Below are 24,552 nucleotides of genomic sequence, written 5' to 3'. Positions count from 1 at the left end.
AAACTACATCGTCGGTCGAAACGACCAACGGAGTTCGCAGCGTGACCAATCGTGATTCTAAGCCCGGCACTTTCGGCCGGATCTGGCGCAGCCTTCTGGCTACGTCCGAGGCCGCGGTCGCGATCCACTATCGCGCACCCTGGCAGTTTGCCGCGGCGAAGTCGGACCGGCGCGCCGCGGCGGACGCGCCGGAAACCGGCTCAGATACCCATGCAGAGGTACTTCGTCTCCATGAAGTCCTCGAGCCCGTACTTCGAACCTTCGCGACCCAGGCCCGACTGCTTGACGCCGCCGAACGGCGCCACCTCGGTCGAGACCAGGCCGGTGTTGATGCCGACCATGCCCGCCTCGAGCGCTTCGGCCACGCGCCAGACGCGGCTGAGGTCGCGTGAATAGAAGTAGGAGGCCAGGCCGAACTCGCTGTCGTTGGCCAGCTTGATCGCCTCGTCCTCGGTCTTGAAGCGGATCACGCCGGCGAGCGGACCGAAGGTTTCCTCGTGGGCGAGCTTCATGTCGGGCTTCACCCCGGCGATCACCGTGGGTTCGAAGAAGGTGCCGCCCAGCGGGCTGCGCTTGCCGCCGGCGAGCAAGGTCGCGCCGCCGTCGAGCGCGTCCTTGAGGTGCTCCTCGACCTTGGCGACCGCGGCTTCGTCGATCAGCGGGCCGGCGTCGGTGCCGGCTTCCATGCCGTAGCCGACCTTCATCGCCGAGACGCGCGCGGCCAGCTTCTGGACGAACTCGTCATAGACGCCGTCCTGAACGTAGAAGCGGTTGGTGCAGACGCAGGTCTGGCCATTGTTGCGGAACTTGGAGATCATCGCGCCTTCGATCGCGGCGTCGACGTCGGCATCGTCGAAGACCAGGAACGGCGCATTGCCGCCGAGTTCCATCGAGCACTTCTTGATCGTCTCGGCGCTCTCGCGCAGCAGCTGGCGGCCGATCTCGGTCGAGCCGGTGAAGGTGATCTTGTGCACGGTCGGGTTGCGCGTCAGCTCGCCGCCGATCTGGCCGGCGCTGCCGGTGACGACGTTGACCACGCCCGCGGGAAGCCCGGCCATCTCGCAGAGCGCGGCGATGGCGAGCGCCGAATAGGGCGTCGCCGTGGCCGGCTTGATCACGATCGTGCAGCCCGCGGCCAGCGCCGGGCCGAGCTTGCGCGTAACCATGGCATTGGGGAAGTTCCACGGCGTGATTGCGCCGACGACGCCGAGGCCCTGCTTGAGCACGACGATGCGCTTGTCGGCGGCGTGGCTCGGGATCACGTCGCCATAGGCGCGCTTGCCCTCTTCGGCGAACCACTCGATGAAGCCCGCACCATAGGCGACTTCGCCCTTGGCTTCGGTGAAGGGCTTGCCCTGTTCGCGGCTCAGCAGTTCGCCGAGCGCATCCTGGTGCTCCATCATCAGGTCGAACAGCTTGCGCATCAGCTTGGCGCGGTCGCCCGCGGTCCGGGCGCGCCAGGCCGGCAGCGCGGCTTCGGCCGCTTCGATCGCGCGGCGAGTCTCGGCGGTGCCCATCTTGGGAATCGTGCCCAGGACCTTGCCCGTGCCCGGATCGGAGACGTCGATCGTCCCGCCCGAGTCCGCGTCGCACCACTTGCCGTCGATGTAGCACTGCTGCTTCAGGAAATCGGTGTAGTTCATGCGCTTGATCCCCCAGGGGCGAGGCCGGCGAAGGCCCGTCGATTCCGTACTTGGCCGCCTTAGGCATGGCTCTGCGCCGATGGCAACAGCCCAAGGTGGCATCCGCGTTTGACGATCGCCCGCACTGGCTTATTGATCAGGCAAGATGTCGCAAGAGCGGCACGACAGTTTGCGGAGAGGAGCAGACTATGAGCACGACGGACAGCGCATTTTCGGTCGACCCCGAAATCGTGGCGCTCGTGTCGCGGGCGCGGATCGCGCAGGCGGATTTCGAGAGCTTCGATCAGGACCAGGTCGACGCGATCGTCCGCGACATCGGCAAGTACGTCTACGACAATGCCGAGACGCTCGCGCGCATGGCGGTGGACGAGACCGGCATCGGCAATTTCGAGGACAAGGTCCTCAAGAAGAAGGGCAAGGCCCGCGCGATCTGGAACAGCCTCAAGGGCAAGAAGAGCCGCGGGATCATCGGCGAGGACGAGGAGACCCAGATGGTCTTCGTCGCCAAGCCGATGGGGGTGGTCGGCGCCGTCACGCCGATCACCAATCCCATCGTCACGCCGATGTGCAACGGCATGTTCGCGCTCAAGACGGGCAATGCCGTGATCTTCGCGCCGCATCCCAAGGCCCAGGCCTGTGCCGAGCATCTGACCGAGGCCTTCATGGCGATCGTTCGCCAGCACGGCGGGCCTGAGGATCTGATCCAGGTCGTCCGCAACGGCTCGATCAGCAAGACCCAGTCGCTGATGGAATCGGTCGACGTCGTCGTCGCCACGGGCGGCGGGGCCATGGTCAAGTCGGCCTATTCGTCGGGCAAGCCCTCGTTCGGCGTCGGCGCGGGCAATGTGCCGGTGATCATCGACCGCGGCGTCGACCTGGCCGAGGCGGTCGGCAAGATCGTCACGGGCGCCTCGTTCGATAACGGCATCATCTGCAGCCACGAGCAATTCGTGCTCGCGCCCCAGGAGCGCTTCGCCGAGACGGTCGCGGAGTTCACCGCGACAGGGAAGGTCTGGTTCACCGACGATCCGGCGCAGGTCCAGGCGCTGCGCGAGGTCGTGTTCCCCGGCGGCCAGCTCAACAAGGATGTCGTCGGCATCCCTGCCAGCGAGGTCGGGCGGATGGCCGGCATTGCCGTGCCCGACACCGCGCGGCTGATCCTGCTGCCGGCCAAGGGCGCGGGCGAGGACGACATCCTGGCGCGCGAGAAGCTGTGCCCCGTCGTCGCGATCCTGCCCTACGAAAGCTTCGAGGAGGCGGTGCAGAAGGCCAAGGCCAACCTGCTGGTCGAAGGCGCCGGCCATTCGGCGGCGCTGCATTCGCACGACGAGGCGAACATCCGCCACGCCGGGCTCGAGCTGCCGATCAGCCGGCTCGTGGTCAACCAGCCGAGCTCGCTGACCGCAGGTGGTTCGCTGACCAACGGCTTCGCGCCGACGACCACGCTCGGCTGCGGCTCTTGGGGCGGCAACTCGATCTCCGAGAACCTCGACTACAAGCACCTGATGAACGTCTCGCGGATCGGCAAGGTCATCGCCAACAAGCCCGTGCCGAGCGACGAGGAGATCTGGGCCTAGAACCGCCGTCCATCAGCCGTTTCCCCGGCTCTTTCCGCCCCGACGATGCCTGCGCTCCGCCGCGAGTCAGATTGACGGGTCGCAGATGCTCAGCTAGGTTAGAAAAACCGAACAGAAGTTCGCTATAGCGAATATTTGGGAGAGAATGAGTGACCTACGCCGGCTATATCGATGGCGCTTTCGTTTCGGGTGAAGGCCAGGGCTTCGTCGTCGAGAACCCCTCCGACGAGTCGGTCGTCGCCGAAGTCACCGGCGTCAGCACCGCCCAGGTTTCGCGCGCCATCCAGGCCGCGCGCACGGCGTTCGACGACGGCCGCTGGAGCGGGCTGACGATGAAACAGCGCGGCGAGACCATGCGCCGCTATGCCGAGGCGCTGCGCAAGCGCGCCGACGCGCTGCGTCAGCTCGCGATCGAGGAGGCCGGCTGCCCGACCTCGTCGAACGTCATGGGCGCGCAGGTCCACGCGCCGCTGCGCATGACCGACGAGATTGTCGACATGTTCCTCAAGCTGCCCGAGCACGAGAACAACCCGCTGCCGCTGCACGAGCTGGTGAACCCCTATTTCGCGGTGCAGAGCCTCAAGCTCTATCGTCCGCTCGGCGTTGTCTCGGCGATCTCGGCCTACAACGTGCCGTTCTACACCGCCTTTTGGAAGGTCGTGCCGGCGCTGATGGCGGGCAATTCGGTGATCCTGCGCCCGAACCCGCTGACCCCGCTGTCTTCGCTGATCTTCGCCGAGGCGGCCGAGGAAGCCGGCATCCCCGCGGGCGTGATGAACGTGATCATCGAGCAGGGCCTCGAAGGCGGGCAGATGATCTCGACCGACAAGGCGGTCGACATGGTCTCGTTCACCGGCTCGTGCACGGTCGGCGCCAAGGTCGCCGAGCAGGGTGCGCCGACGCTCAAGCGGCTGGTGCTCGAGCTCGGCGGCAAGTCGGCGGCGATCTTCCTGCCCGATTCGGTCGGCCGCGCTGCCGGCCACGCCTTCCAGGTCTGCACCTCGCACGCCGGCCAGGGCTGCGTCCTCGGCACGCGCGTCTTCGTGCCGCAAGAGAACAAGGCCGAAGTGCTCGAGCAGATGGCCGCCGCCGTCGCCAACGTGAAGATCGGTCATGCCAAGGACCCCGACACCGTGCTCGGCCCGGTCATCAGCGCCGCCCAGCGCGCGCGCGCCGAACACTTCACCGCCGCCGCGGTGGCGGCGGGTGGTCGTGTGGTCGCGGGTGGCAAGCGCCCCGAAGGCTTCGACAAGGGCTTCTACTTCGAGCCGACCGTGCTCGACGTGCCCGACAATTCGAACCCCGCCGCGCAGGAGGAGATCTTTGGCCCGGTGGTCACGGTGATCGGCTACAAGGATCTCGATCACGCGGTTCAGATGGCCAACGACAGTCAGTTCGGCCTGTCGGCCTGGGTCACGGGCCAGGACAAGGTCGCGGCCTACCAGACGGGCCTCAAGCTCCGCTCGGGCGCGGTCAACGTCAACGGTGCGGTCATGTCCAGCTACGCTTCGGGCGGCGGCATCAAGATGAGTGGCCTCGGCCGCGAGCGCGGCATCGAAGGCCTGCGCGAGTTCCAGATGGTCACGACGTTCAATCTCGGCGGCTGATCGCCGCCGGCCAACCACATAAAAACGGGACGAGGGATACAACGATGCAAGGACTTCTCGAAGGCAAGGTCGCGGTCATTACCGGCGCCGGCTCGGGCGTGGGCCGCGCCGCGATCAAGCTCTGGGCCGAGCACGGCGCCAAGGTCATCGCCGCCGACATCAACCTGCCCAACGCCGAGGAATCGGTGAAACTGGCCGGCGCGCCGCAGGGCCAGATCAAGGCGGTCGAGTGCAACGTCGCCGATCCCGACTCGGTCAACGCCGCCGTGGCGCTGGCGGTCGAGACCTTCGGCCGGCTCGACATCATCTACAACAACGCCGGCATTACCGTGCTGCCGGTTCCCGGCGTCGGCATGAAGAAGCTGGTCGATCTCGACCACGCCGAGATGCGCAAGGTCGAGGAAGTGAACATCAACGGCGTGATCTTCGGTTGCCAGGCCGCGATCCGCCAGTTCGACAAGCAAGGTGGTCCGGGCGTCATCGTCAACACCGCCTCGGTCGCGGGCCTCACGGGCTACGGCGGCGTACTCTACGGCTCGACCAAGGGGGCGGTCGTCGCCATGACTCGCACCTTGGCGATCGAAGTCGCCGAAAAGGGCATCCGCGTGAACTCGGTCTGCCCCGCCGGGATGCTGACCAACTACGGCGGCATGAACCCCGAGCACGAGCAGAAGGACAAGATCCTCGAAGGCATGGGCCGCGCCCATCCGCTCGGCAAGGCGATCGATACGGCCGACACCGCGGGCGCGGCGATGTTCCTCGCCTCGGACCTCGCGGGCAACATCACCGGCGTGAACCTGCCCGTCGACGGCGGCCTGACCGCCGGCAAGAAGGTTGGAGGCTGACCATGGCGACCTGCCCCGTATCGCACGGCCAGTCGAACGCGCTGGCTTCGCTCGTCTCGGACAACCCGCGCTACGACGAGCTATTCAACATGAAGAAGCAATCGGCCAACACCGGCGTCGACATGTCGAAGGACTATACCGACGACATGAACGCGCTGCGTGACAGCGCGGCCGTGCATAAAGGCAGTCTGCGCGAACTTCTCGGCGTGCCCGAGATGCCGGGCATGCACGGGCCCGAGCGTGAGTCCTACACCTTCTTCTCCTATCGCGCCTGCGAGGTCGGTTTCCGCGAGAACCTCGTGTTCTCATCGGAAGGCTACAACGAGAGCGCCGGCGTGCGGACGATCGGCAAGACGATCCTGTCGATGGTCGGCAAGCCGCACAAGCGCCTGCGTTCGGCCGCGCAGCCGCTGTTCAAGCGCCCCAAGGTGCTCGACTGGTGGAACAAGCGCTGGATTCAGGAGACCGTCGACGCGCTGCTCGACCGGATCCAGGACCAGGACGCGGTCGACCTCAATTCCGAGCTCTGCGCATTGCTGCCGATGGCGACAGTGACGCGCGCGATCGGGCTCGAGGGCGAGAACGTCATCGAGTTCCGCTACCAGCTCGACCGCGCGACCTTCGGCGCGGCGCGCCTGCCGGCCGAGGAATCGGCGGCCTCGCGCGCCTGGGTCGACAAGACCCTGCGCGACCTGATCGCCGAGAACCAGCGCGAGCCGGGCGACAACCTGATCTCGGGCCTGATCAAGGCCGAGATCGTCGACGAGGACACCGGCGACAAGCGCCTGCTCACCGAGGACGAGATCTTCGGTTACTGCAAGCTGGCGATCTTCGCGGGTGGCGGCACCACCTGGCGCCAGCTCGGCATCACGATCGACGCGCTGATGAACCACACCCATTTCTGGGACGCCGCGGTCAAGGAACGCGGCCTGCTCGACCAGGCGGTCGAGGAAGGTCTGCGCTGGCGCGCGACCGATCCGGTCTTCCCGCGGCTCTGCACCGAAGACACCGAGGTCGAGGGCGTGCTGATTCCCGCGGGCAGCCGCGTGCACATGTGCCTCGGCGCCGCGAACCACGATCCGACGATCTTCAAGAACCCCGAAGACTACGACATCTTCCGCGACAAGAGCCACCAGATGGGCTTCGGCTTCGGCCCACACCGCTGCCTCGGCATGGACGTCGCGCGGCAGGAGATGATCGTCGCGATTTCCGGCCTGATGGACCGCTTCCCCAAGATGCGGCTCGATCCCGACTTGCCCAAGCCCGTCTACCGCGGGCTCGATCACCGCGGCATGTCGGCGATGACGGTGCGGTTGAAGTAGAGGCAGAGGGGTTCAACGAGGTTCGTCACCCCTGCGAAGGCAGGGGCCTAGCTGACGGTGCATCACGCGCCTTCGTGTCGGGACAAAAGCTTGGTTGGGCCCCTGCCTGCGCAGGGGCGACGGTTCTTGGGTTAGGGAGTGAGGGCGTTATGACCGACACGATGAAGCAGATCGTCCTGGCCTCCTATGCCAAGGGCAATCCCAAGCCGTCCGACTTCCGCCTCGAGGAAGTGCCGCTCCCCACCGCCGGCGATCGCGAGATCCTGCTGCGCACCTTGTGGCTTGCGGTCGATCCGCTGTTCCGCTTCGCGATCGACGAAGTGCGTCTGTCGGGCGCGACGCATCTCGAACTCGGCGACGTGATGGTCGGCGCGACCGTGTCCGAAGTCGTCGCCTCCAACCATCCCGACTACGAGCCCGGCGACGTGGTCGAAGGGCGTACCGGCTGGCGCGAATATGCCGTCGTCGCGCCCGACCAGTCGGATTACCGCGGCCCACCGCGCAAGCTCGATCGGAGCCTGGCACCAGTCTCGACTGCACTCGGCGTGCTCGGCATGCCCGGCCAGACCGCGCACGGCGGCGTCGAGACCTTGCGGATCAAGCCCGGCGATACCGTGGCGATCTCGGCCGCGGCGGGTGCGGTCGGCTCGATCGCCGGCCAGATCGCCCGGATCAAGGGCGCGCGCGCCGTCGGCATCGCGGGCGGGCCGGCCAAGTGCCAGGCGCTGCTCGACCTCGGCTTCGATGGCGCGGCCGACTACAAGTCGCCCGATTTCGCCGCGCAGCTCAAGGCCGCCGCGCCGAACGGCATCGACTGCTATTTCGACAACACCGGCGGCGACGTTACCCTGGAAGTGTTCCGCCAGCTCAACCGCGGTGCGCGCATGGCGATGTGCGGCTACATTGCCTACTACGGCATGGGTTTCGAAGGGCCGGGTCCCGATCACATGCCAGCGCTGTACCGCACGATCATGAACACCGGGCTCGAGATTCGAGGCTTTGCCGGCGTCTTTGCCCCGCCTTCGGTGCTCGAAGAGATCGCCGGGTGGATATCGGACGGCAAGATCACTTATCCCGAGACGGTGGTCGAGGGCCTGGAATCGGCACCCGATGCCTTTGCCAGCGTGTTTTCGGGCAATGACGCGGTCGGCAAGCTGTTGGTGCGGGTCGCCGATCTCGCTTGAAAAGCAGGCCGAACGGGAACACTTTACTAAGCATGGCTAGTAAAGTTCTTCCGCCGCCGCCGCGCTCCACGGCAAACCCCGCGCCCGCTCGCGTTTCGAGTTCGGTCCGCCGCACCTCGAGCATCGACGTCACCTGGCCCGAGGGCGAGGATGGTGACAGGCTGTTCGTCGGCCGTGCGCGCGATTTCTTCACGCCGGCCGGTGGCGGAAAGGGACGTGTGCTCGAAGAGGCCGGCTACCGTGCGACCCTGGCGCAGGACAAGACGATCACCTCGATCGTCGGAGAACCGCGCGATGCGCGGCTCGATCGTCTGGTCGGCGTGCGTGGTGGCAACCACCTGCGGCTGTTCATCAAGGAGACGATGCCCGAGCTGATCGAGACGGGCGCGCCGCTCTATCTCCCGCTCGACGACATTTCGGGTACGGCGCTGGTCTCGGCCTTCGCCTGGTCGCAATGGCACGACGATTGGCAGGAACGCCTGCGCGAGCGCATGGGCAACGAGCAGATGGATCAGATGATGGCCGCGCGGGTCAACGTCTGCTGGGGGCTCCAGGAAGGGCACAGCGGCCTCGATCGCGACGGGCCGCAGCGCAACGTCGCCGATGCCGATGCCGGCGACGTGCGCAATCCGCTCGATCCCGAAGGCTGGCATCCGCTCCACGACGTCGATGGCCCCGGATTCCGCCGCGCGCGCCGCATCGACGTGACGCGCGACAGCTCGGGTTTGATCCGCATTGATGCCGCTTTCCAGGACAGCGCCAAGCGCAAGGACGGCACCCGCGTGGCGATCCACGAATACAACCTCGTGGTCATCGCCGATCCCGTGACGCTCGAGATCCTGACGCTCGAGCCCGAGGCACGCATCCTGCCGTTCTCCGAATGCCCGGGTGCGATTCACAACGCGCGGCGGCTGGTCGGCTCGCGGATCGCCGAGGTGCGCGATACCGTGCTCAACCAGCTGCGTGGACCCGAGGGCTGCACCCATCTCAACGACGCGCTGCGCGCGCTCGCCGAAGTGCCCAAGCTCGCCGAGGATCTGGCGCGCGCCGAGGCCTAGACCGGCGGGACCAGCGTCGCCAGCGCCTCGTGCGCGAGGCCGCTGTGCAGTTCGTCGAACATGCGGCGGCGCAGTTCCCTGACCAGCAGGGTGCGCGTGTGGCGCAGCGCCGGTAGCGGCTTGGCGGCGAGCCAGGCGGCCAGTTCGCGGGCGCGCGGTAGCAGCGCATCGGGGCTCAGAACCTCGGCGACGACGCCGATCTGGCGCGCCTCGGCCGCGGCAATGCGCTCGCCGGTCAGCAGGAAATAGCGCCCGCGATTGGGGCCGAGCAGCATCGGCCAGACGACGTGGACGCCGTCGCCGGGGATCGAGCCGGTGCCGGCCAGATGCGCGAGATCGGCGAATTCGGCGGTGTCCGAGGCGAGGACGATGTCGCAGAGCACGGCGAGTTCGGCATGGATCAGCGCCGGCCCATTGACCGCGGCGATCATCGGCACCGGGATCGCCAGCAGGTTGTTCAGCAGGCTCACGCCCTCGTCGTAGATCCGCGACCACATGCCGCCGAGGCTGTCCTCGGGATAGCCCTGGGTGCGGTCGAAATCGTCGATGAAGGCATCGCCCGTGCCCGTGAGCAGGATCACCCGGTTCTCGGGATCGCGGGCCAGGTCGAGGAAGGCCTCACCGAGTTCGGCGTGGAGGCTGTCGGGTGCCGAGCCCCACTTGGCCGGCCCGCCGCGCGTGTGGATCGTCATCTCGAGCACGCCGTTTTCGCGGGCGAAGCGGATGCCGGTATATTTGTCCTGATAGTCGCTGAGCTTCATCGTCCGGCTCCCTTACGCGATCGCGCCCTTGGCCTTGAGCGCTTCGATCTCGTCCCATTCGAGCCCGAATTCCATGAGAAAGGTCTCGGTATGCTCGGAGGCCTGCGGGGCGCGCGTGGTCACCAGCGGTTCGTGGTCGAACTGGACCGGGCTGCGCACGAGGCGGATCGGTTTGCCGCCGTCGCCTTCGACTTCGAAGATCATGTCGTTGGCCAGGGCCTGGGCATCCCGGGTCAGGTCGGCCGCGCTCTGCGCCGGGGCCCACTGGCCCTTGAGGGTGCGCAGATGCTCGCGCCAGTAGGCGAAGGGCTTGGCGGCGATGGCTGTGGCGATCAGCGCGCCGCCAGCTTCCCAGTTCTCCATCAGCGCGTGGATTTCGGCGAAGCGCGGGTCGTCGGCCAGCTCGGGCAGGCCGAGGTGGGTGAAGGTGTCGCGGATATAGGGGCCGGGCTGCAGGTGGCAGAGGTTGATCGTGCCGCCGTCCGAGGTCTGGAAATTGCCCATGAACGGATTGCCCGGCGTCGCGCCCGAGCGTGGATAGGGTGAGCGCAACTGGAAGCCGTATTCCATGTTCATCGCCAGGCTCGAGGCATAGGCCCAGGCGGCCGAGCTCATCAGCGAGACGTCGACCTCGCTCGGCTTGCCGGTCTTCTCGCGGTGGAACAGCGCGGCGGCAATGCCGCCAGCGATGTTCATGCCGCCGATCGTATCGCCGAAGGCCGGGATGCCCTGCGACATCACGCCGGGCAGTTCCTCGGGCGTCAGCGCATAGCCGATGCCGCCGCGCGCCCAGAAGGCCGTGCCGTCGTAGCCGCCCTGTTCGCGTTCGGGGCCCTTGTCGCCATGTGCCGAACCGCGCGCATAGATGATCTGCGGATTGACCGCGCGGATGTGCTCGACGTCGATCTGCAGCTTCTGCCGCGTCTCGGGCAGGAAATTGGTCAGGAACACGTCGGCGGTTTCGGCGATGCGGTAGATCAGCGCGCGGCCCTCGGGCGTGGCGACGTCGATGCCGACCGAACGCTTGCCGCGGTTGGGGTGCTCCATCACCGTGTTGCGCGTCGGCGTGATCGGATGCGCGCCGACGCGAACCAAACCGCGCTGCGCGTCGCCGCGCACGGGATGCTCGATCTTGATCACGTCGGCGCCCCAGTCGGCCATGACCGCGCCCGCGGCCGGCACGAAGGTGAACTGCGCGACTTCGAGCACGCGCACGCCTTCCATGACTTTGGTCATATTCGTCCTCTTCCCGATCTTCGCGACGCTCAGGAATCGCCGCCTTTCGCGCATCATTGCGGGGGTGTGCGCAAATGCAAGCTATCGTTTGCTTGGTTTGTGCGTCGCCCGCCTGCCAGCAAGGCCGCTTGACCGCCGCGGCGCAAGCCCGGCTTGCCGCTTGCAAGGCCGAACCCCATCTGGAAAGCGGATCGGGTAGGCATAGAACGGGAATTTCGTGACCAAGACGGTCGTCACGCTAGAAGACAAGTACACGCAGGAAGACGGGCAGGTGATGCTGTCCGCCTTGCAGGGCGTCGTGCGCCTGATGCTCGACCAGTCGAAGCGCGACCGCGCCGCCGGGCTGAGCACCGCGGGCTACGTCACCGGCTATCGCGGCTCGCCGATCACCACGCTCGACGCGCAGCTGTGGGCCTCGGAAAAGCTGCTGACCGCGCACGACATCCGCTTCGAGCCGGGGCTCAACGAGGAACTCGCCGCGACCTCGGTGCGCGGCACCCAGCAGCTCGGCTGGTACGGCAAGCCGCGCGTCGATGGTGTCTTCTCGCTGTGGTACGCCAAGGGCGTCGGCGTCGAACGCGCGGGCGAGGCGATCAAGGCGGCGAACTTCGAGGGCACGCACCGCAATGGCGGCGCCCTGCTGCTGTGCGGCGACGATCACGCGGCGAAATCGTCGCTGACCGCGCACCAGTCCGAACATGTGCTGGTCACGGCGATGGCGCCGATGCTCTATCCCGCGACCACCGACGAGATCCTGTCGATGGGCCAACTCGGCTGGGCGCTGTCGCGCGCCTCGGGGCTCTATGTCGGCATGAAGGCCGTCACCGACACGCTCGACCTGACGACGACGGTCACCCTGCCCGGCCATTCGTTCCCGATCCACATGCCCGATCTCACGGGCCGTGTCTCGCCGAACCTCAAGCAGAACGCCTCGGCGCTCGCGCAGGAGCAGGCGATGATCGAGCATCGCCTGCCGATCGTGCCGCTGTTCGCGCAGCTCAACGCGCTCGACCGGATCAGCCACGACGCGCCCGATCGCCGGCTGACAGTGGTCACCGCGGGCAAGGCCTGGCTCGACGTCTGCCAGGCGCTCGCCGACCTCGGCCTCGACGAGGGCAAGCGTCGCGCGATCGGGCTGCGCGTGGTCAAGCTCGGCCTCGTCTGGCCGCTCGACGCACAGTTCGCGCGTGAGGCCTGCGGCGGTTCGACCGAAGTGCTCGTGGTCGAGGAGAAGCGGTCCTTCGTCGAGGAACAGCTCGCGCGGATCTTCTACGGTCGTGGCGATGCCCCGGCCTTGTCGGGCAAGACCGAGCCTGACGGCACCCCGCTGATCTCCGAAATCGGCGTGCTCGATCCGGGCACCGTGCGCAAGGCGCTGGTCAAGCGGCTTGCCGCGCTGGGCTTGCTGACCGACGAAGTCGCCGCGCGCGATGCGAGCTTGCGCGATCTCGAAGGCAGCGCGAAGGACCTCAAGCCCACTTCGATCCGTGCCGCCTATTTCTGCTCGGGCTGCCCGCACAACACTTCGACCCTGGTGCCCGAGGGCTCTGCGGCGATGGGGGCGACCGGCTGCCACGGGCTCGCGCACTTCATGCCCGAGCGCAAGACGATGCAGACCGTGTCGATGGGGCAGGAAGGCATGCCCTGGGTCGGCGCGCAGAGCTTCGTCGAGACGCCGCACATGTTCCAGAACCTGGGTGACGGCACCTATACCCATTCGGGCCTGCTGACGATCCGCGCCGCGGTGGCCGCGAAAAGCAGCGTCACCTTCAAGATCCTCTACAACGATGCCGTGGCGATGACCGGCGGTCAGCCCGCCGAAGGCGCGCTGACGCCCGAACAGATCATCACCGAACTGGTAGCCGAGGGCGTCAAGCCGGTGGTCCTCGTCAGCGAGGCGCCCGAGCGCTTCGATCCCCGCGACCTGCCGCCGGGCACGCGGATTCTGCACCGCGACGAGCTCGATGCGGTCCAGCGCGAACTGCGCGAGGTGCGCGGCACCTCGGCGATCGTCTACGAGCAGACCTGCGCCAACGAGAAGCGGCGCCGGCGCAAGAAGGGCAAGTACCCCGATCCCGACAAGCGGCTGTTCATCAACAAGGCAGTCTGCGAGGGCTGCGGCGATTGCTCGGTCCAGTCGAACTGCCTGTCGGTCACGCCGATCGAGACCGAATTCGGCCGCAAGCGCGCGATCGACCAGTCGACCTGCAACAAGGACTTCTCCTGCATCAAGGGCTTTTGCCCGAGCTTCGTCACGGTCGAAGGCGGCACGCTGGTCAAGCGTAGCTTCGACGATGCGGCGCTGGCGCGGCTGGTCACGACCCTGCCTGTGCCGCCGGTGCGCGACGTCTCCACGCAACCGATGGCCATGCTCGTCACGGGCATCGGCGGTACCGGCGTGCTTACCGTCGGCGCGATCCTGGCCATGGCCGCGCATCTCGAGGGCAAGGCCGCGAAGGTGCTCGATCAGACAGGCATGGCGCAAAAGGGCGGCGCCGTGACCAGCCACCTGCGCATCGGGCAGGACACCGCAGCGATCCCCTCGGCGCGGCTCGGCACGGGCCAGGCCGACGTCATCATCGCCTGCGACCTGATCGTCGGTTCGGGCCCCGACGTGCTGACGCTGGCGCGGCCCGATACCCAGGTTCTCGCCAACGAGGACGTGACGCCCACCGGCGAGTTCCAGACCAACCGCAACCTCGACCTGACTGCCAGCCGCTTCATCGGCGCGATCGGCAAGCGCGTCGAGCCCGCCAACGTCGCCACCCTGCGCGCGGGCGCGCTGGCGACGCGGCTGCTCGGCGATTCGATCTTCACCAACCTGATGATGGTCGGTTTCGCTGCGCAGAAGGGCCTGCTGCCGGTCTCGCTGGCCTCGATTGAGGAAGCGGTGCGGCTCAACGGCGTCGCCGCCAAGGCCAATCTCAACGCACTCGCGCTGGGCCGCCTGGCCGCGCACAGCGCCGCCGATCTGTTCGATCTCGCCGATGCCTCGGTCGAGGGGCCGGCGCTGCCGCGTTCGCTGCCCGAGGTGATCGAGAGCCGCGTCAAGCTGCTGACCGCCTATCAGGACGCGGCCTATGCCGATCGGTATCGCGGTTTCGTTGATGACGTGATCACCAGCCTGCAAGCGCAGGGCCTTGGCGCCGAGGCGCAGCCGTTCCTGGTCGAAGTGGCCAAAGGTCTCGGCAAGCTGATGGCCTACAAGGACGAGTACGAGGTCGCCCGGCTCTACAGCGATCCGGCCTTCATGGCGGGCCTGCGCGACCAGTTCGCGGGTGATCCCAAGCTCAAGATCAATCTCGGCTCGCCGCTGCTGGCCTGGGGGCGGAAGGATGCCAAAACCGGCCGTCCGAAGAAGGTGGCGCTGCCCGCCGGGCTGGTGCTGCCGGCCTTCCGCATGCTCGCCAAGCTCAAGGGCCTGCGCGGCACGGCCTTCGATCCGCTGGGCTGGCAGGCCGACCGCAAGCTCGAGCGCGAACTGATCGGCGAATACCGCGCGCTGATCCGCGACGTGGTCGCGAAGATCACTCCGGCCAACCTCCACACCGCGGTCGAAATCGCCGCGGCGGCGGACCTCGTTGCCGGCTATGGCGTGGTCAAGGAACAGGGCGCCGAAGCCTTCCGCGCGCGGGTGGCGGAGTTGTTGCCGAAGCTGGCCCAGACGGCGAGCGCAGAGGCGTCGGAGCCGGTTACGGTTTAGGCGCTCTCGCAGGCTCCTCACAAAACCCTATCGTCACCCCCGCGAAAGCGGGGGCCCATCACCCGAGTTCTCAGATCGAACCGCGGTGCAGTATGAGAGCCCCGGAGATGGGCCCCCGCTTTCGCGGGGGTGACGGTAGAAAGGGGGGGCGTCCGAGCAGTCCCTCAATCCCGAAACTCGGGCCTTTCGTAGACCTCGTCGATCGCCTCGCGCATCGCCGTGAGAAACGCCGCGACCTTGGTCAGGCGGCCCTTCACCACCGCGCTCTCGGTCGGCTGGCGCACCATCAGCGCCGCGATCGTGCCCATCATCGCTGCCTGGTCGGGGAAGGGGCCATAACGCTTGTTGGGCGCCGAATAGAGGATCTGCTTGGTCCCCGGCTGGCTCTGCCGGCGAGCGTTGCCGTATTGTTCGAGCTCGCGCGTCGCCACGCTGACGATCGACTTGCTGATGCCCAGGTGCTCCGAAATCTCGTCGAGCGTCGCCGGGGTCTCGCGCAGCAACAGATAGGCGAAGATCCGCGCGATGTGCCGCGACCAGCCCCAGGGGGCCATCAGCGATGCGACTTCGTCCATGAACCGTCGGTCGGCGTCGGAAGGGAATGTTTTTGACATATTCTGAATTTCATGAATTTATCACGCTCATTGGACGAATCAAGCGCCAATGCGATCCTGGCGCGCAAAGACAAATGGGAGAGTGCGGACATGAGCGAATTCGCCGCGAAATATGGCCCTTGGGCGCTGATCACCGGCGCTTCGGACGGCACCGGTCTGGCCTTCGCGCGCCGGCTGGCGGGTGAGGGGATCAACCTGATCCTCGTCGCGCGCAGTGCCGACAAGCTCGCCGCGGCTTCGGCCGAAATCGCCGGTCTCGGCGTCGAATGCGTGACCGCTTCGGTCGATCTCTCGGCGCCCGACGCGGCCGCGCGGATCGCCGATGCCGCGGGCACGCGCGAGGTCGGCCTGCTGATCACCAACGCCGGCGCCGATCCCAACGGTTCGCGCTTCCTCGACGGCGACATCGCCGCCTGGGACGGGCTGGTGACGATGAACGTCAACACGACGATGCGGCTCGCGCACCATTTCGGCCAGGGCATGAAGGCGCGGGGGCGCGGCGGCATGATCCTGGTGAGCTCGGGCGCCTGCTACGGCGGACTCCACGGTATCGCCACCTACTGCGCCTCGAAGGGTTTCGTGCTCAATTTCGCCGAAGGGCTCTGGGCCGAGCTGCGTCACGTCGGGGTCGACGTGCTGACCTTGGTGCTCGGCCGCACCGACACCCCCGCGCATCGCAAGATCCTCGAGGAGAGCGGTCAGGCCATCCCTGACGACATGGCCCAGCCCGAAGACGTCGCGCGGATCGGCCTGCGCCAGCTGCCGCATGGGCCGATCTGGAACTGGGGCCAGGAGAACGACGTCGCCGGCATGGCGCCGAACTCGCCCGACGATCGCCGCGCCAAGATCGAATATATCGAGCGGATGATGCCGAGCTACGAAGTGGAGCATTGAGATGGCCGGCGAAAGCGAGATCCGGGCGCTGCTCGACAAGCAGGCGATCCACGAGGCGCTCTACGCCTATTGCCGCTCGGTCGACCGGCTCGATCACGCGCTCGGCCATGCCGTGTTCCATGAGGACAGCCACGCCGACTATGGCGAGGGCGTCTACCAGGGGCCCGGCCGCGGGGCGATCGACACGATCATCAAGCAGCATGACGGGCTGACCAGCCATTCGCACCAAGTCTCGAACGTGCTGATCGCGCTCGACGGGGATCGCGCGGGTAGCGAGGCCTACATGACCGGCACGATGCGCATGCAGCGCGACGGCAAGGAGTTCCAGATCTTCGTCCGCGCGCGCTATCTCGACCGTTGGGAAAAGCGCGACGGCCGCTGGGGCATCGTCGAACGCGCGATCGCCTACGACCACGACGAGGTGCGCGAAGTGACCGCGATGCGCGGCACACACAATTCCACGCGTGATACCTCGGACCCGTCCTACGGCTTCCTGCAGGGTTTCACGCTGTGACCCCCGAAGACCTGGCCGACCGGCTGGCGATCACCGACAAGATCTACCGCTATTGTCGCTCGGTCGACCGGCTCGACGTGCCCGTCGGCCATTCGGTGTTCCACGAGGACAGCCATGCCGATTTCAGCCCCGGCTACGTCGGCTCGGGGCGTGGCTGGATCGACTACATCTGCGAGAAGCACCGCGAGTTCCTCCACCATTCGCATCAGGTGACCAACGTCATCATCGAGCTCGACGGTGATCGCGCCGGCTCGGAATCCTACGTCTATGCCACCCTCCAGCGGCAGGACGGCGAACGCGTGATCGAGCATGCCTTCTGGGCACGATACGTCGACACCTGGTCGAAGCGCGCCGGTGATTGGGCGATCGATCGGCGCGACTGCCTGGTCGACTACGGCACGATGACCGAGGTCACGCCGCTGCCCGGCAATCCGCGCAGTCGACGCGACCGCGAGGATCCCTCTTATTCCGTACTCAAGGGTTAGATTATGAAAGCCGCCTACTTCGAAAACGGCAAGGTCCACGTCGGCGAGCAGCCCGATCCCGTGCCCGGCAAGGGCCAGGCGCTGGTGCGCACGCACTCCTGCGGGCTCTGCGCCTCGGACCAGCACTTCCTCCACGCCGGGCAGAACATCATCGATCTGTCGCGCCGGCTTGGCGGGCCTTACGCGGCGCTCGACTTCGGCCGGCCCTTCGTGCCCGGTCACGAATTCGTCGGCGAGGTGATCGACTATGGTCCGGGCAGCCGCCGCACGGTCGCGCCGGGGCGCAAGGTCACCTCGGTGCCTATCATGCGCCAGCAGGGTGCCCATGCCGTGATCGGCTACAGCCACGATTGCCCGGGTGGTTTCGGCGAACTGATGCTGCTCGACGAGGAGATCATGATCGAGGTCGCCGGCGGCCTCGACGACGACCATGCCGCCATGGTCGAACCGCTCGCGGTCGGGCTCGAACACGCGCGCCGCGGCCGCCCGACCAAGGACGACGCCGCGCTGGTGCTCGGCTGCGGCGCGATCGGGCTCGGCGTCATCGCCGGGCTCAAGCTGATGGGCATTGCCCCGATCATCGCCGCCGATTTCCATGCCGGCCGTCGCGAACTGGCGATCAAGGCCGGGGCACACATCGCCGTCGATCCGCGCGAAATCTCGCCGCATGCACCGCTGCCCGATTTCGGCAACCGCGTACCCAACCTGATCTACGAATGCGTCGGCCAGAAGGGCATGCTGCAGCGGATCATCGAGGCGGCGCCGTTCGATGGGCGGATCGTCATGGGCGGTTATTGCATGGACGAGGAGGCGCTGTTCGTCTTCGCCGCGCAGAACAAGCGGCTCAACGTTCAGTTCGCCGGCGGCGAGGAGCCGCAGGACATGGAAACCGCATTGCGCGCGATCGCCGATGGCTCGATCGACGTCACCCCCTGGCTCGGCGCAAGGGTCGGGCTTTCGGGGGTGGAGAAGGTGCTGGCCGAGATGTCGGGGCCATTGGCACCGGTGCGGACTGTGGTCGATCCGCGGGTGTTGTGATCTCTTGATCCTCCCCCATCGGGGGAGGTGGCAGTCGCATAGCAACTGACGGAGGGGACGGGTTGAGCGGGGCCTCGCTTATGCAGGCGCCCCCTCCACCACTCGCTTCGCGGGCGGTCCCCCTCCCCCAGAGGGCGAGGATCTTTGGGAACTACCCCGCCGTCACGCCCGCATCGATCTGGATCACCGAACCGTGATAGCCGCGCGCCGCGTCGGTCGCGAGGAAGGTGACCGTCTCGGCGACGTCCTCGATCTCGCAGAGCCCGCGCGGTGAGCCGATGCGCTGGACCAGTGGCCAGTCGGTGTCGGGCGGCAGCAGCTTCATCCCGTCGGTCAGCCCTGTCATCATACCGCCCGGCGCCACCGCGTTGATCCTAATCGGCTGGTTGGTGAACTCCATTGCCAGCGCCTTGGTCATGTTGGCGAGGCCCGACTTGGTCGCGCAGTAGGCGGCGAAATAGGCCTGGCCCTGGAAGGCCGCGCAGGAGGTGACGTTGACCACCGCGCCTTTCGCTTCGAGCAGGTGCGGGATCGCCGCGCGGATCAGGAAGAACGGCGCGGCGAGGTTGACCGCCATGGTCAGGTCCCAGGCCTCGTCGGTCATGCTGGCGCTGGGGCCGGGGATCATTACCCCGGCGACGTTGCACAGAGAGTCGAGCCGGCCGAATTCGGCCACGGTCCGCTCGACCGCCACGCGGCAATTGGCGCGCTGCGACAGGTCGAGCGGCAGGACCAGCACCTTGCGCCCCAGCGCGCGGATCGTCTGCGCGGTCTCTTCGAGCCCGGCCTCGGCCACGTCGGTGATCGCCAGGTCGGCGCCGACTTCGGCGAGCCGCAAGGCGCTCGCCCGTCCGAGCCCCGCTGCAGCGCCGGTCACCAGCGCGACTCTTCCCGTCATGTCCGATGGCACCATCATGATCCCGTCCCCTCCGCACGTTTCTCACGCGCAAGGGGCGGCATGCGACGCATCAAGTCAAGCCGGCTGCGGATCGCCGGCGGGGGCATCGCCCTGGCGTGCGGTCTGGCGGCCCTTGGGGTTCTCGAAATCGCTCTCGAACTTCTTGCGCATGGTGCCGCAGATGCGGTCCCAGATCGTCGTGTAGCCGCCGAAGTTGTAGTTGAAGTACTTATGGTGCTGGTCGTGGAAGGTGGCGGTGATGAACCACTTAGTCGCCCAGCTTTTGTTCCACCAGCGCGGGAAGAACTCGTAGCCCGAGTGGACGTAGAACCCCATGATGATCGTCGTCGGCCCCATCAGCGCCAGCGATTCCGGGTGGACGCTGTAGAGCGAGAGGAACAGCGGCATGAAGCCGCCGTTGATCAGCGATTCGAGCGGGTTGACCGACAAGGTCGTCAGCAGGTTTGGCGCGGTCGAATGGTGGTGCAGCTTGTGCACCCACGAATAGACCGGCTCCTTGTGCATCCAGCGGTGCAGCCAGTAGAAATAGGTGTCGAAGCCGATGAAATAGGCGCCGTATTCGAGCGCGATTTCCCACCATGCGGCCGGCCCCTGCTGGAAGCTGATCCAGCCGTTCTGGCGCAGCCAGGTCTGGCCGAAGCCGAGCACCGTGCCCGAGATCGTCAGGGTGACCACCGCGACCAGCGCTTCCTGGCCGAAGATCTTCCACTTGAAGCCCTTGGGCTGGATCTTGCGCGCCTTGAAGAAGCCCGTGGCGATCCCGGCGACGAGCCCGCTGGCCAGGAACAGGACCAGCCAGGTCGTCAGCATGTTTTCGCCGGTGAAGGCTTCTTGCAAGGCGTGCAGCATTCGTCTCTTTCGCTCCGTTACAGGTAGCCGGTGGTGCGGACGCGCAGTTCGCGGTCCTTGCCCAACGGGTCGTTCTCGATGTGCGGCTCGGTCGCGAGAATCATCGTCTCGCGCTTGTCCGCGCTATAGGCGGGCCAGGCCGGCAGGCCCGGCGCCGTGGGTTTGCCGGTCTTGGCGAAATTGGCCCAGGCCGTGCTCGCGCGCCGCGCCAGCAGCTGCGCGCCGGCGTTCTTCTCGGTGATCGGCAGGGCTTCGGTGTTGTCGAAGTAGAACGAGCCGTCGATGCCGTGCGCCGACTTGAGGTAGGGCAGCACCGGGCTCTCCCAGTGGAACAGGTACATGTAGGCCGGCGCCTTGCCGGCCTTGGCGGCGGCTTCGGCCAGTTCGATCTCGCCCATGCGCATCGAGTCCGACCACATCCGCACCATCAGGTCGCCCGGCGTGTAATCGGGGTGGTTGGCCTTGTAGCCGGCGACGAGTTCGGGCGCCTTGTCGGCGAAGAACATCCCCGACATCTGCGTCAGCTTGGCCTCGTCGATGGACCGCGGATCGACGCCCATGCCCATCAGCATCAGCGCCATCTCGTGCATCACGCTGCCGATCATCAGCGGTTTGTCGCAGCGTCCGGCGGCGACGGCATCGACCGGCTGCAGTGGCAGGTCGGGCGTGCCCGCGGTGGGGACGAAGCCGCGGCGCGGGCCGGGCCGACCGGCCTTTTCCATCTTCGCCTGGGCCTCGAGGATCTGCTGCATCGGCAGGTCCTGCAGCTTGCGGAAATTGGCGCGATCGAGGCCGACTTCCTTGAGCAGCATCTCGGCCCATTCGGTCGCGCCGTCTGGTGTCGGCACGTGCGTCGCCGTGCCGCTCTGCAAGGCGGCGCGGTGGAACAGGCTCTGCGCCTTGGGCATGCCCAGCAAGGTGCAGATCTTCGCGCCGCCGCCGCTCTCGCCGTGGATCATCACGCGGTCGGGATCGCCGCCGAACCGGGCGATGTTGTCGCGCACCCATTCGAGCGCGAGGATCAGGTCGAGCTGACCCTGGTTGCCGCTGTGCGCGAATTCGGGATCGAAGCCGCCGAGATAGGCATAGCCCATCGCACCGAGCCGGTGGTTGAGCGAGACCGAGACCACGCCCTGGTTGCGCGCGAGGTTCGATCCGTCGGTGCGCGGGCCGGCGCCCGTGCCGATGGCGAAGCCGCCGCCGTGGATCCAGACCATGACCGGCCGCTTGCCGCCGTCGTCGAGCCCGGCGGTGAAGACGTTGAGGAACAGGCAATCCTCGCTGACCGGCGTCTGGGTGCCCGCGGCGGTGCCGAAGAACTTGCCCATCTCGGCGCCCATGCCGGCGGCGGGATTGGCGGTCGACTGGCCCTGCGGCGCCATATTGCCCCAGCCGAGGCAGTCCTTGATCCCGGTCCAGGCTTCGGCCGCGCGTGGCGGCAGGAAACGGTTCTTGCCGCCCGTCGGCGCGCCGTATGGCACGCCCTTGAAGCTGTAGACACCGTCGGCAAAGGCACCGCGCACCTTGCCCGCGCGCGTCTCGACCACCGGCTCGCCTGTCCCCTTGGCGCGTGCGATTCCGGGCAGCGCCGACGCGGCGGCAAGCCCCGCGGCGGCGGCGGTTCCCATGGCAAACTGACGACGACTCGTTTCCATTCTGGCTCTCCCTTAGTTTATTTGTTCGAAAAATGAACTAAGATCGCGACGGATGCAAGATTGGCTACTTTCGACCAATCTCGGCGTAGTGTTCGCGCAGCAGTGAGAGGAACGGACTGCCGGCGAACCGGTCGGTTTCGTGTCCCGCAGCATAGAGCACGCCTATATCGCGCGTCAGCGCGAAGTCCGCGACGCGGACCATGGCGACCATGGGATCGGCGAAGCTTTCGGGCATCATGCCTATGCCCTGGCCGGCGCGGACGACGGCGAGCACGCGCTGGTCGCTGGTGGTCTTGAGCACGAAGCGCGGCCGCACCCCGCGCGCGGTGAAGAAGCGGTCGATCTCGGGCAGGGCCTCGCAGTGACGGCGCACGACCATGCGGTCGCCGGCGAGATCCTCGGGCGCGACGCGCTCGGCCCCGGCGAAAGGATGATCGCGCGGCAGGACCATCAGATAGCGTTCGCGCGCCAGCAGTTCGGGCTTGAAGCGCGCGTGGTGCGGGCGGATCACGGTCAGCGCCAGGTCGAGCCGGCCGCGGTCGAGGCGTTCGGCGAGGTCGCGCTCGCTGCCGTCGAGCAGTTCGACCACCTCGTTGCCGCCGCTTTCACCGTGCCGGGAGAGCAGGTGTTCGACCGTCGCGGTCGGCACCGTGTTGAGCACGCCCACGCGCAGCACGCTCGGCTCGGGGCGGTGCTGGATGTCCTGCAGCGCGCGGTCGTATTCCTCGGCGATGCGCCGCGCGCGGGCGAGGAAACGGCTGCCCGCGGGGGTCAGCGCCACGCCCTGGCGGTCGCGATCGAACAGTCGCGTGCCGAGCTGGCGCTCGAGCTTGGCGATTCCGGCCGAGAGCGTCGGTTGCGTCACGCTGACGGCCTTGGCCGCGCGGCTGAAGTTGCCGGTCTCGGCCACGGCCAGGAAATAGCGCAGCATATATTGGTCTATCATAGACGTTGTCTATTACGCGGCGGCGATTCTTTCAATTTCCGCGGGGCGCCGCTCGGGGCTAGATAGCCGCCAACAGACGATACGAGAGGATCTTCGATGAGCGCGCCGGTGCTCCAGACCGCACTCAACCCGGACAGCCCCGAGGCCCAGGCCCGCGCCGCGCACAACCGCGCGCTTGCCGCCGAACTGCGCGAGCGTGTCGCCACGGCCGCGCTCGGCGGCAACGCCAAGTCGCGCGAGCGGCACACGAGCCGCGGCAAGTTGCTCCCGCGCGACCGCGTCGAGCGCCTGCTCGATCCGGGTTCGCCGCTGCTCGAGATCGGCCAGCTAGCGGCCGACGGCGTCTATGGCGAGGACATTCCCGGCGCGGGCATGATCGCGGCGATCGGCCAGGTCTCGGGCCGGCCCTGCATGATCGTCTGCAACGACGCGACGGTGAAGGGCGGCACCTACTATCCGCTGACGGTCAAGAAGCACCTGCGCGCGCAGGAGATCGCCGAGGCGAACAACCTGCCCTGCGTCTACCTCGTCGACAGCGGCGGCGCCAACCTGCCGCACCAGGCCGAGGTCTTCCCCGACCGCGACCACTTCGGCCGCATCTTCTTCAACCAGGCGAACATGAGTGCCAAGGGCATCCCGCAGATCGCCTGCGTCATGGGCTCGTGCACCGCCGGCGGCGCCTATGTGCCGGCGATGTCCGACGAGACCGTGATCGTGAAGGAACAGGGCACGATCTTCCTCGCTGGCCCACCGCTGGTCCAGGCCGCGACGGGCGAGGTGATCAGCGCCGAGGATCTCGGCGGCGGTGACCTCCACAGCCGCAAGTCGGGCGTCACCGACCATCTCGCCGAGGACGACGAGCATGCGCTGACGATCGTGCGCGACGTCGTCAGCCACCTCGGCCCGCGGCACGCGCACGGCCTGACCATCCAGGAAGCGCGCGAGCCCAAGTATCCGGCCGAGGATCTTTATTCGATCATCCCCGAGGACGTCCGCGCGCCCTACGACGTGCACGAGGTGATCGCCCGCCTCGTCGATGGCAGCGAGTTCCACGAGTTCAAGGCGCTCTACGGCTCGTCGCTGGTCTGCGGCTTTGCGCATATCCAGGGCTATCCGGTGGCGATCCTCGCCAACAACGGCGTGCTGTTCTCGGAGTCGGCGCAGAAGGGCGCGCACTTCATCGAGCTCGCCTGCCAGCGCAAGATCCCGCTGCTGTTCCTCCAGAACATCTCGGGCTTCATGGTCGGCGGCAAGTACGAGGCCGAGGGTATCGCCAAGCACGGTGCCAAGCTGGTCACCGCCGTCGCCACGGCGACCGTGCCCAAGATCACCGTGCTGATCGGCGGATCGTTCGGCGCGGGCAACTACGGCATGTGCGGCCGCGCCTATGCGCCGCGCTTCCTGTTCACCTGGCCCAACGCCCGCATCTCGGTGATGGGCGGCGAGCAGGCGGCCTCGGTGCTGGCGACGGTTCACCGCGACGCCGCCACCTGGACGCCCGAGGAAGCCGAGGCCTTCAAGGCGCCGGTCCGCCAGAAGTACGAGGACGAGGGCAACCCCTATTACGCCACCGCGCGCCTCTGGGACGACGGCGTGATCGACCCCGCGCAGACGCGCGACGTGCTCGGCCTCGCGCTGGCCGCGAGCCTCGAAGCCCCGATACCCGACCGGCCGCAGTTCGGCGTGTTCAGGATGTGATGAC

At 67.2% G+C, this 24,552-nt stretch carries 20 protein-coding genes; 12 read left to right on the top strand and 8 right to left on the bottom strand.

The features are described 5' to 3' along the window. Window positions 1-200 precede the first annotated feature (200 nt). Window positions 201-1,643, bottom strand: a complete 1,443-nt coding sequence (locus OLX23_RS06545) for an NAD-dependent succinate-semialdehyde dehydrogenase (protein ID WP_264443901.1) — start codon at window positions 1,641-1,643, stop codon at window positions 201-203. A 188-nt stretch (window positions 1,644-1,831) separates the two neighbouring features. Between OLX23_RS06545 and OLX23_RS06540 the strand changes: the two genes are divergently transcribed. The 6 genes from OLX23_RS06540 to OLX23_RS06515 all read left to right on the top strand — a co-directional run bounded on the left by OLX23_RS06540 (window position 1,832) and on the right by OLX23_RS06515 (window position 9,236). Beyond that, a complete protein-coding gene (locus OLX23_RS06540; protein ID WP_264443899.1) occupies window positions 1,832-3,220 on the top strand; it encodes an aldehyde dehydrogenase family protein in 1,389 nt (462 codons plus the stop codon). A gap of 149 nt (window positions 3,221-3,369) precedes the next feature. Then, entirely contained in the window at window positions 3,370-4,827 is a 1,458-nt protein-coding gene (locus OLX23_RS06535) for an aldehyde dehydrogenase family protein (protein ID WP_264443898.1), read from the top strand. Between the two features lie 44 nt (window positions 4,828-4,871). Continuing rightward, window positions 4,872-5,672 carry an SDR family NAD(P)-dependent oxidoreductase gene (locus tag OLX23_RS06530; protein WP_264443897.1) on the top strand — a complete coding sequence of 267 codons (801 nt, stop codon included), beginning with the start codon at window positions 4,872-4,874 and terminating at the stop codon, window positions 5,670-5,672. A 2-nt stretch (window positions 5,673-5,674) separates the two neighbouring features. Next, on the top strand, window positions 5,675-6,994 hold the full coding sequence (locus OLX23_RS06525; RefSeq protein WP_264443895.1) for a cytochrome P450: 1,320 nt from the start codon (window positions 5,675-5,677) through the stop codon (window positions 6,992-6,994). A gap of 149 nt (window positions 6,995-7,143) precedes the next feature. Then, a complete protein-coding gene (locus tag OLX23_RS06520) occupies window positions 7,144-8,178 on the top strand; it encodes an NADP-dependent oxidoreductase (protein ID WP_264443893.1) in 1,035 nt (344 codons plus the stop codon). Window positions 8,179-8,210: 32 nt separating this feature from the next. After that, entirely contained in the window at window positions 8,211-9,236 is a 1,026-nt protein-coding gene (locus OLX23_RS06515; RefSeq protein ID WP_264443891.1) for a DUF2889 domain-containing protein, read from the top strand. On the opposite strand, the gene OLX23_RS06510 is transcribed toward OLX23_RS06515, so the two are convergent. After that, window positions 9,233-9,997, bottom strand: a complete 765-nt coding sequence (locus tag OLX23_RS06510; RefSeq protein WP_264443890.1) for an enoyl-CoA hydratase/isomerase family protein — start codon at window positions 9,995-9,997, stop codon at window positions 9,233-9,235. The genes OLX23_RS06515 and OLX23_RS06510 overlap by 4 nt on opposite strands. Before the next feature lie 12 nt (window positions 9,998-10,009). Further along, window positions 10,010-11,233, bottom strand: a complete 1,224-nt coding sequence (locus OLX23_RS06505) for a CaiB/BaiF CoA transferase family protein (protein WP_264443889.1) — start codon at window positions 11,231-11,233, stop codon at window positions 10,010-10,012. A 217-nt stretch (window positions 11,234-11,450) separates the two neighbouring features. On the opposite strand from OLX23_RS06505, the gene OLX23_RS06500 reads away from it, so the two are divergent. Then, window positions 11,451-14,936 carry an indolepyruvate ferredoxin oxidoreductase family protein gene (locus tag OLX23_RS06500; protein ID WP_264443888.1) on the top strand — a complete coding sequence of 1,162 codons (3,486 nt, stop codon included), beginning with the start codon at window positions 11,451-11,453 and terminating at the stop codon, window positions 14,934-14,936. 164 nt (window positions 14,937-15,100) lie between these two features. Here OLX23_RS06500 and OLX23_RS06495 read toward each other — a convergent pair whose 3' ends face one another. After that, window positions 15,101-15,511, bottom strand: a complete 411-nt coding sequence (locus OLX23_RS06495; RefSeq protein WP_264443886.1) for a GbsR/MarR family transcriptional regulator — start codon at window positions 15,509-15,511, stop codon at window positions 15,101-15,103. 129 nt (window positions 15,512-15,640) lie between these two features. On the opposite strand from OLX23_RS06495, the gene OLX23_RS06490 reads away from it, so the two are divergent. From OLX23_RS06490 to OLX23_RS06475, 4 genes are read left to right on the top strand one after another with little or no spacing between them, the layout of a single operon-like run. Continuing rightward, window positions 15,641-16,444: an SDR family NAD(P)-dependent oxidoreductase gene (locus OLX23_RS06490; RefSeq protein WP_264443885.1), complete on the top strand. Its 804-nt coding sequence runs from the start codon at window positions 15,641-15,643 to the stop codon at window positions 16,442-16,444. Between the two features lies 1 nt (window position 16,445). Beyond that, on the top strand, window positions 16,446-16,958 hold the full coding sequence (locus OLX23_RS06485) for a nuclear transport factor 2 family protein (protein WP_264443884.1): 513 nt from the start codon (window positions 16,446-16,448) through the stop codon (window positions 16,956-16,958). After that, window positions 16,955-17,443: a nuclear transport factor 2 family protein gene (locus tag OLX23_RS06480; RefSeq protein ID WP_264443882.1), complete on the top strand. Its 489-nt coding sequence runs from the start codon at window positions 16,955-16,957 to the stop codon at window positions 17,441-17,443. Before OLX23_RS06485 ends, OLX23_RS06480 begins: the two co-directional genes overlap by 4 nt. 3 nt (window positions 17,444-17,446) lie before the next feature. Next, window positions 17,447-18,481 carry a zinc-binding dehydrogenase gene (locus OLX23_RS06475; protein ID WP_264443880.1) on the top strand — a complete coding sequence of 345 codons (1,035 nt, stop codon included), beginning with the start codon at window positions 17,447-17,449 and terminating at the stop codon, window positions 18,479-18,481. A 151-nt stretch (window positions 18,482-18,632) separates the two neighbouring features. Here OLX23_RS06475 and OLX23_RS06470 read toward each other — a convergent pair whose 3' ends face one another. From OLX23_RS06470 to OLX23_RS06455, 4 genes are all read right to left on the bottom strand, one after another. Then, window positions 18,633-19,379, bottom strand: a complete 747-nt coding sequence (locus OLX23_RS06470; RefSeq protein WP_264443879.1) for an SDR family NAD(P)-dependent oxidoreductase — start codon at window positions 19,377-19,379, stop codon at window positions 18,633-18,635. Between the two features lie 75 nt (window positions 19,380-19,454). Continuing rightward, window positions 19,455-20,249, bottom strand: a complete 795-nt coding sequence (locus OLX23_RS06465; protein ID WP_264443878.1) for a sterol desaturase family protein — start codon at window positions 20,247-20,249, stop codon at window positions 19,455-19,457. Between the two features lie 17 nt (window positions 20,250-20,266). After that, window positions 20,267-21,904, bottom strand: a complete 1,638-nt coding sequence (locus tag OLX23_RS06460) for a carboxylesterase/lipase family protein (protein ID WP_264443877.1) — start codon at window positions 21,902-21,904, stop codon at window positions 20,267-20,269. Between the two features lie 64 nt (window positions 21,905-21,968). Further along, the gene (locus OLX23_RS06455) at window positions 21,969-22,850 is read right to left on the bottom strand and encodes a LysR family transcriptional regulator (protein ID WP_264443875.1); all 882 of its coding nucleotides are present in this window, start codon (window positions 22,848-22,850) and stop codon (window positions 21,969-21,971) included. 96 nt (window positions 22,851-22,946) lie between these two features. Here OLX23_RS06455 and OLX23_RS06450 point away from each other — a divergent pair, with 96 nt between their 5' ends. Next, on the top strand, window positions 22,947-24,548 hold the full coding sequence (locus OLX23_RS06450) for a carboxyl transferase domain-containing protein (RefSeq protein WP_264443874.1): 1,602 nt from the start codon (window positions 22,947-22,949) through the stop codon (window positions 24,546-24,548). Window positions 24,549-24,552: the final 4 nt, after the last annotated feature.

Source organism: Novosphingobium sp. JCM 18896 (assembly GCF_025938095.1).
GTDB lineage: Bacteria > Pseudomonadota > Alphaproteobacteria > Sphingomonadales > Sphingomonadaceae > Novosphingobium.
This window is presented reverse-complemented; position numbering and strand designations above follow the sequence as displayed.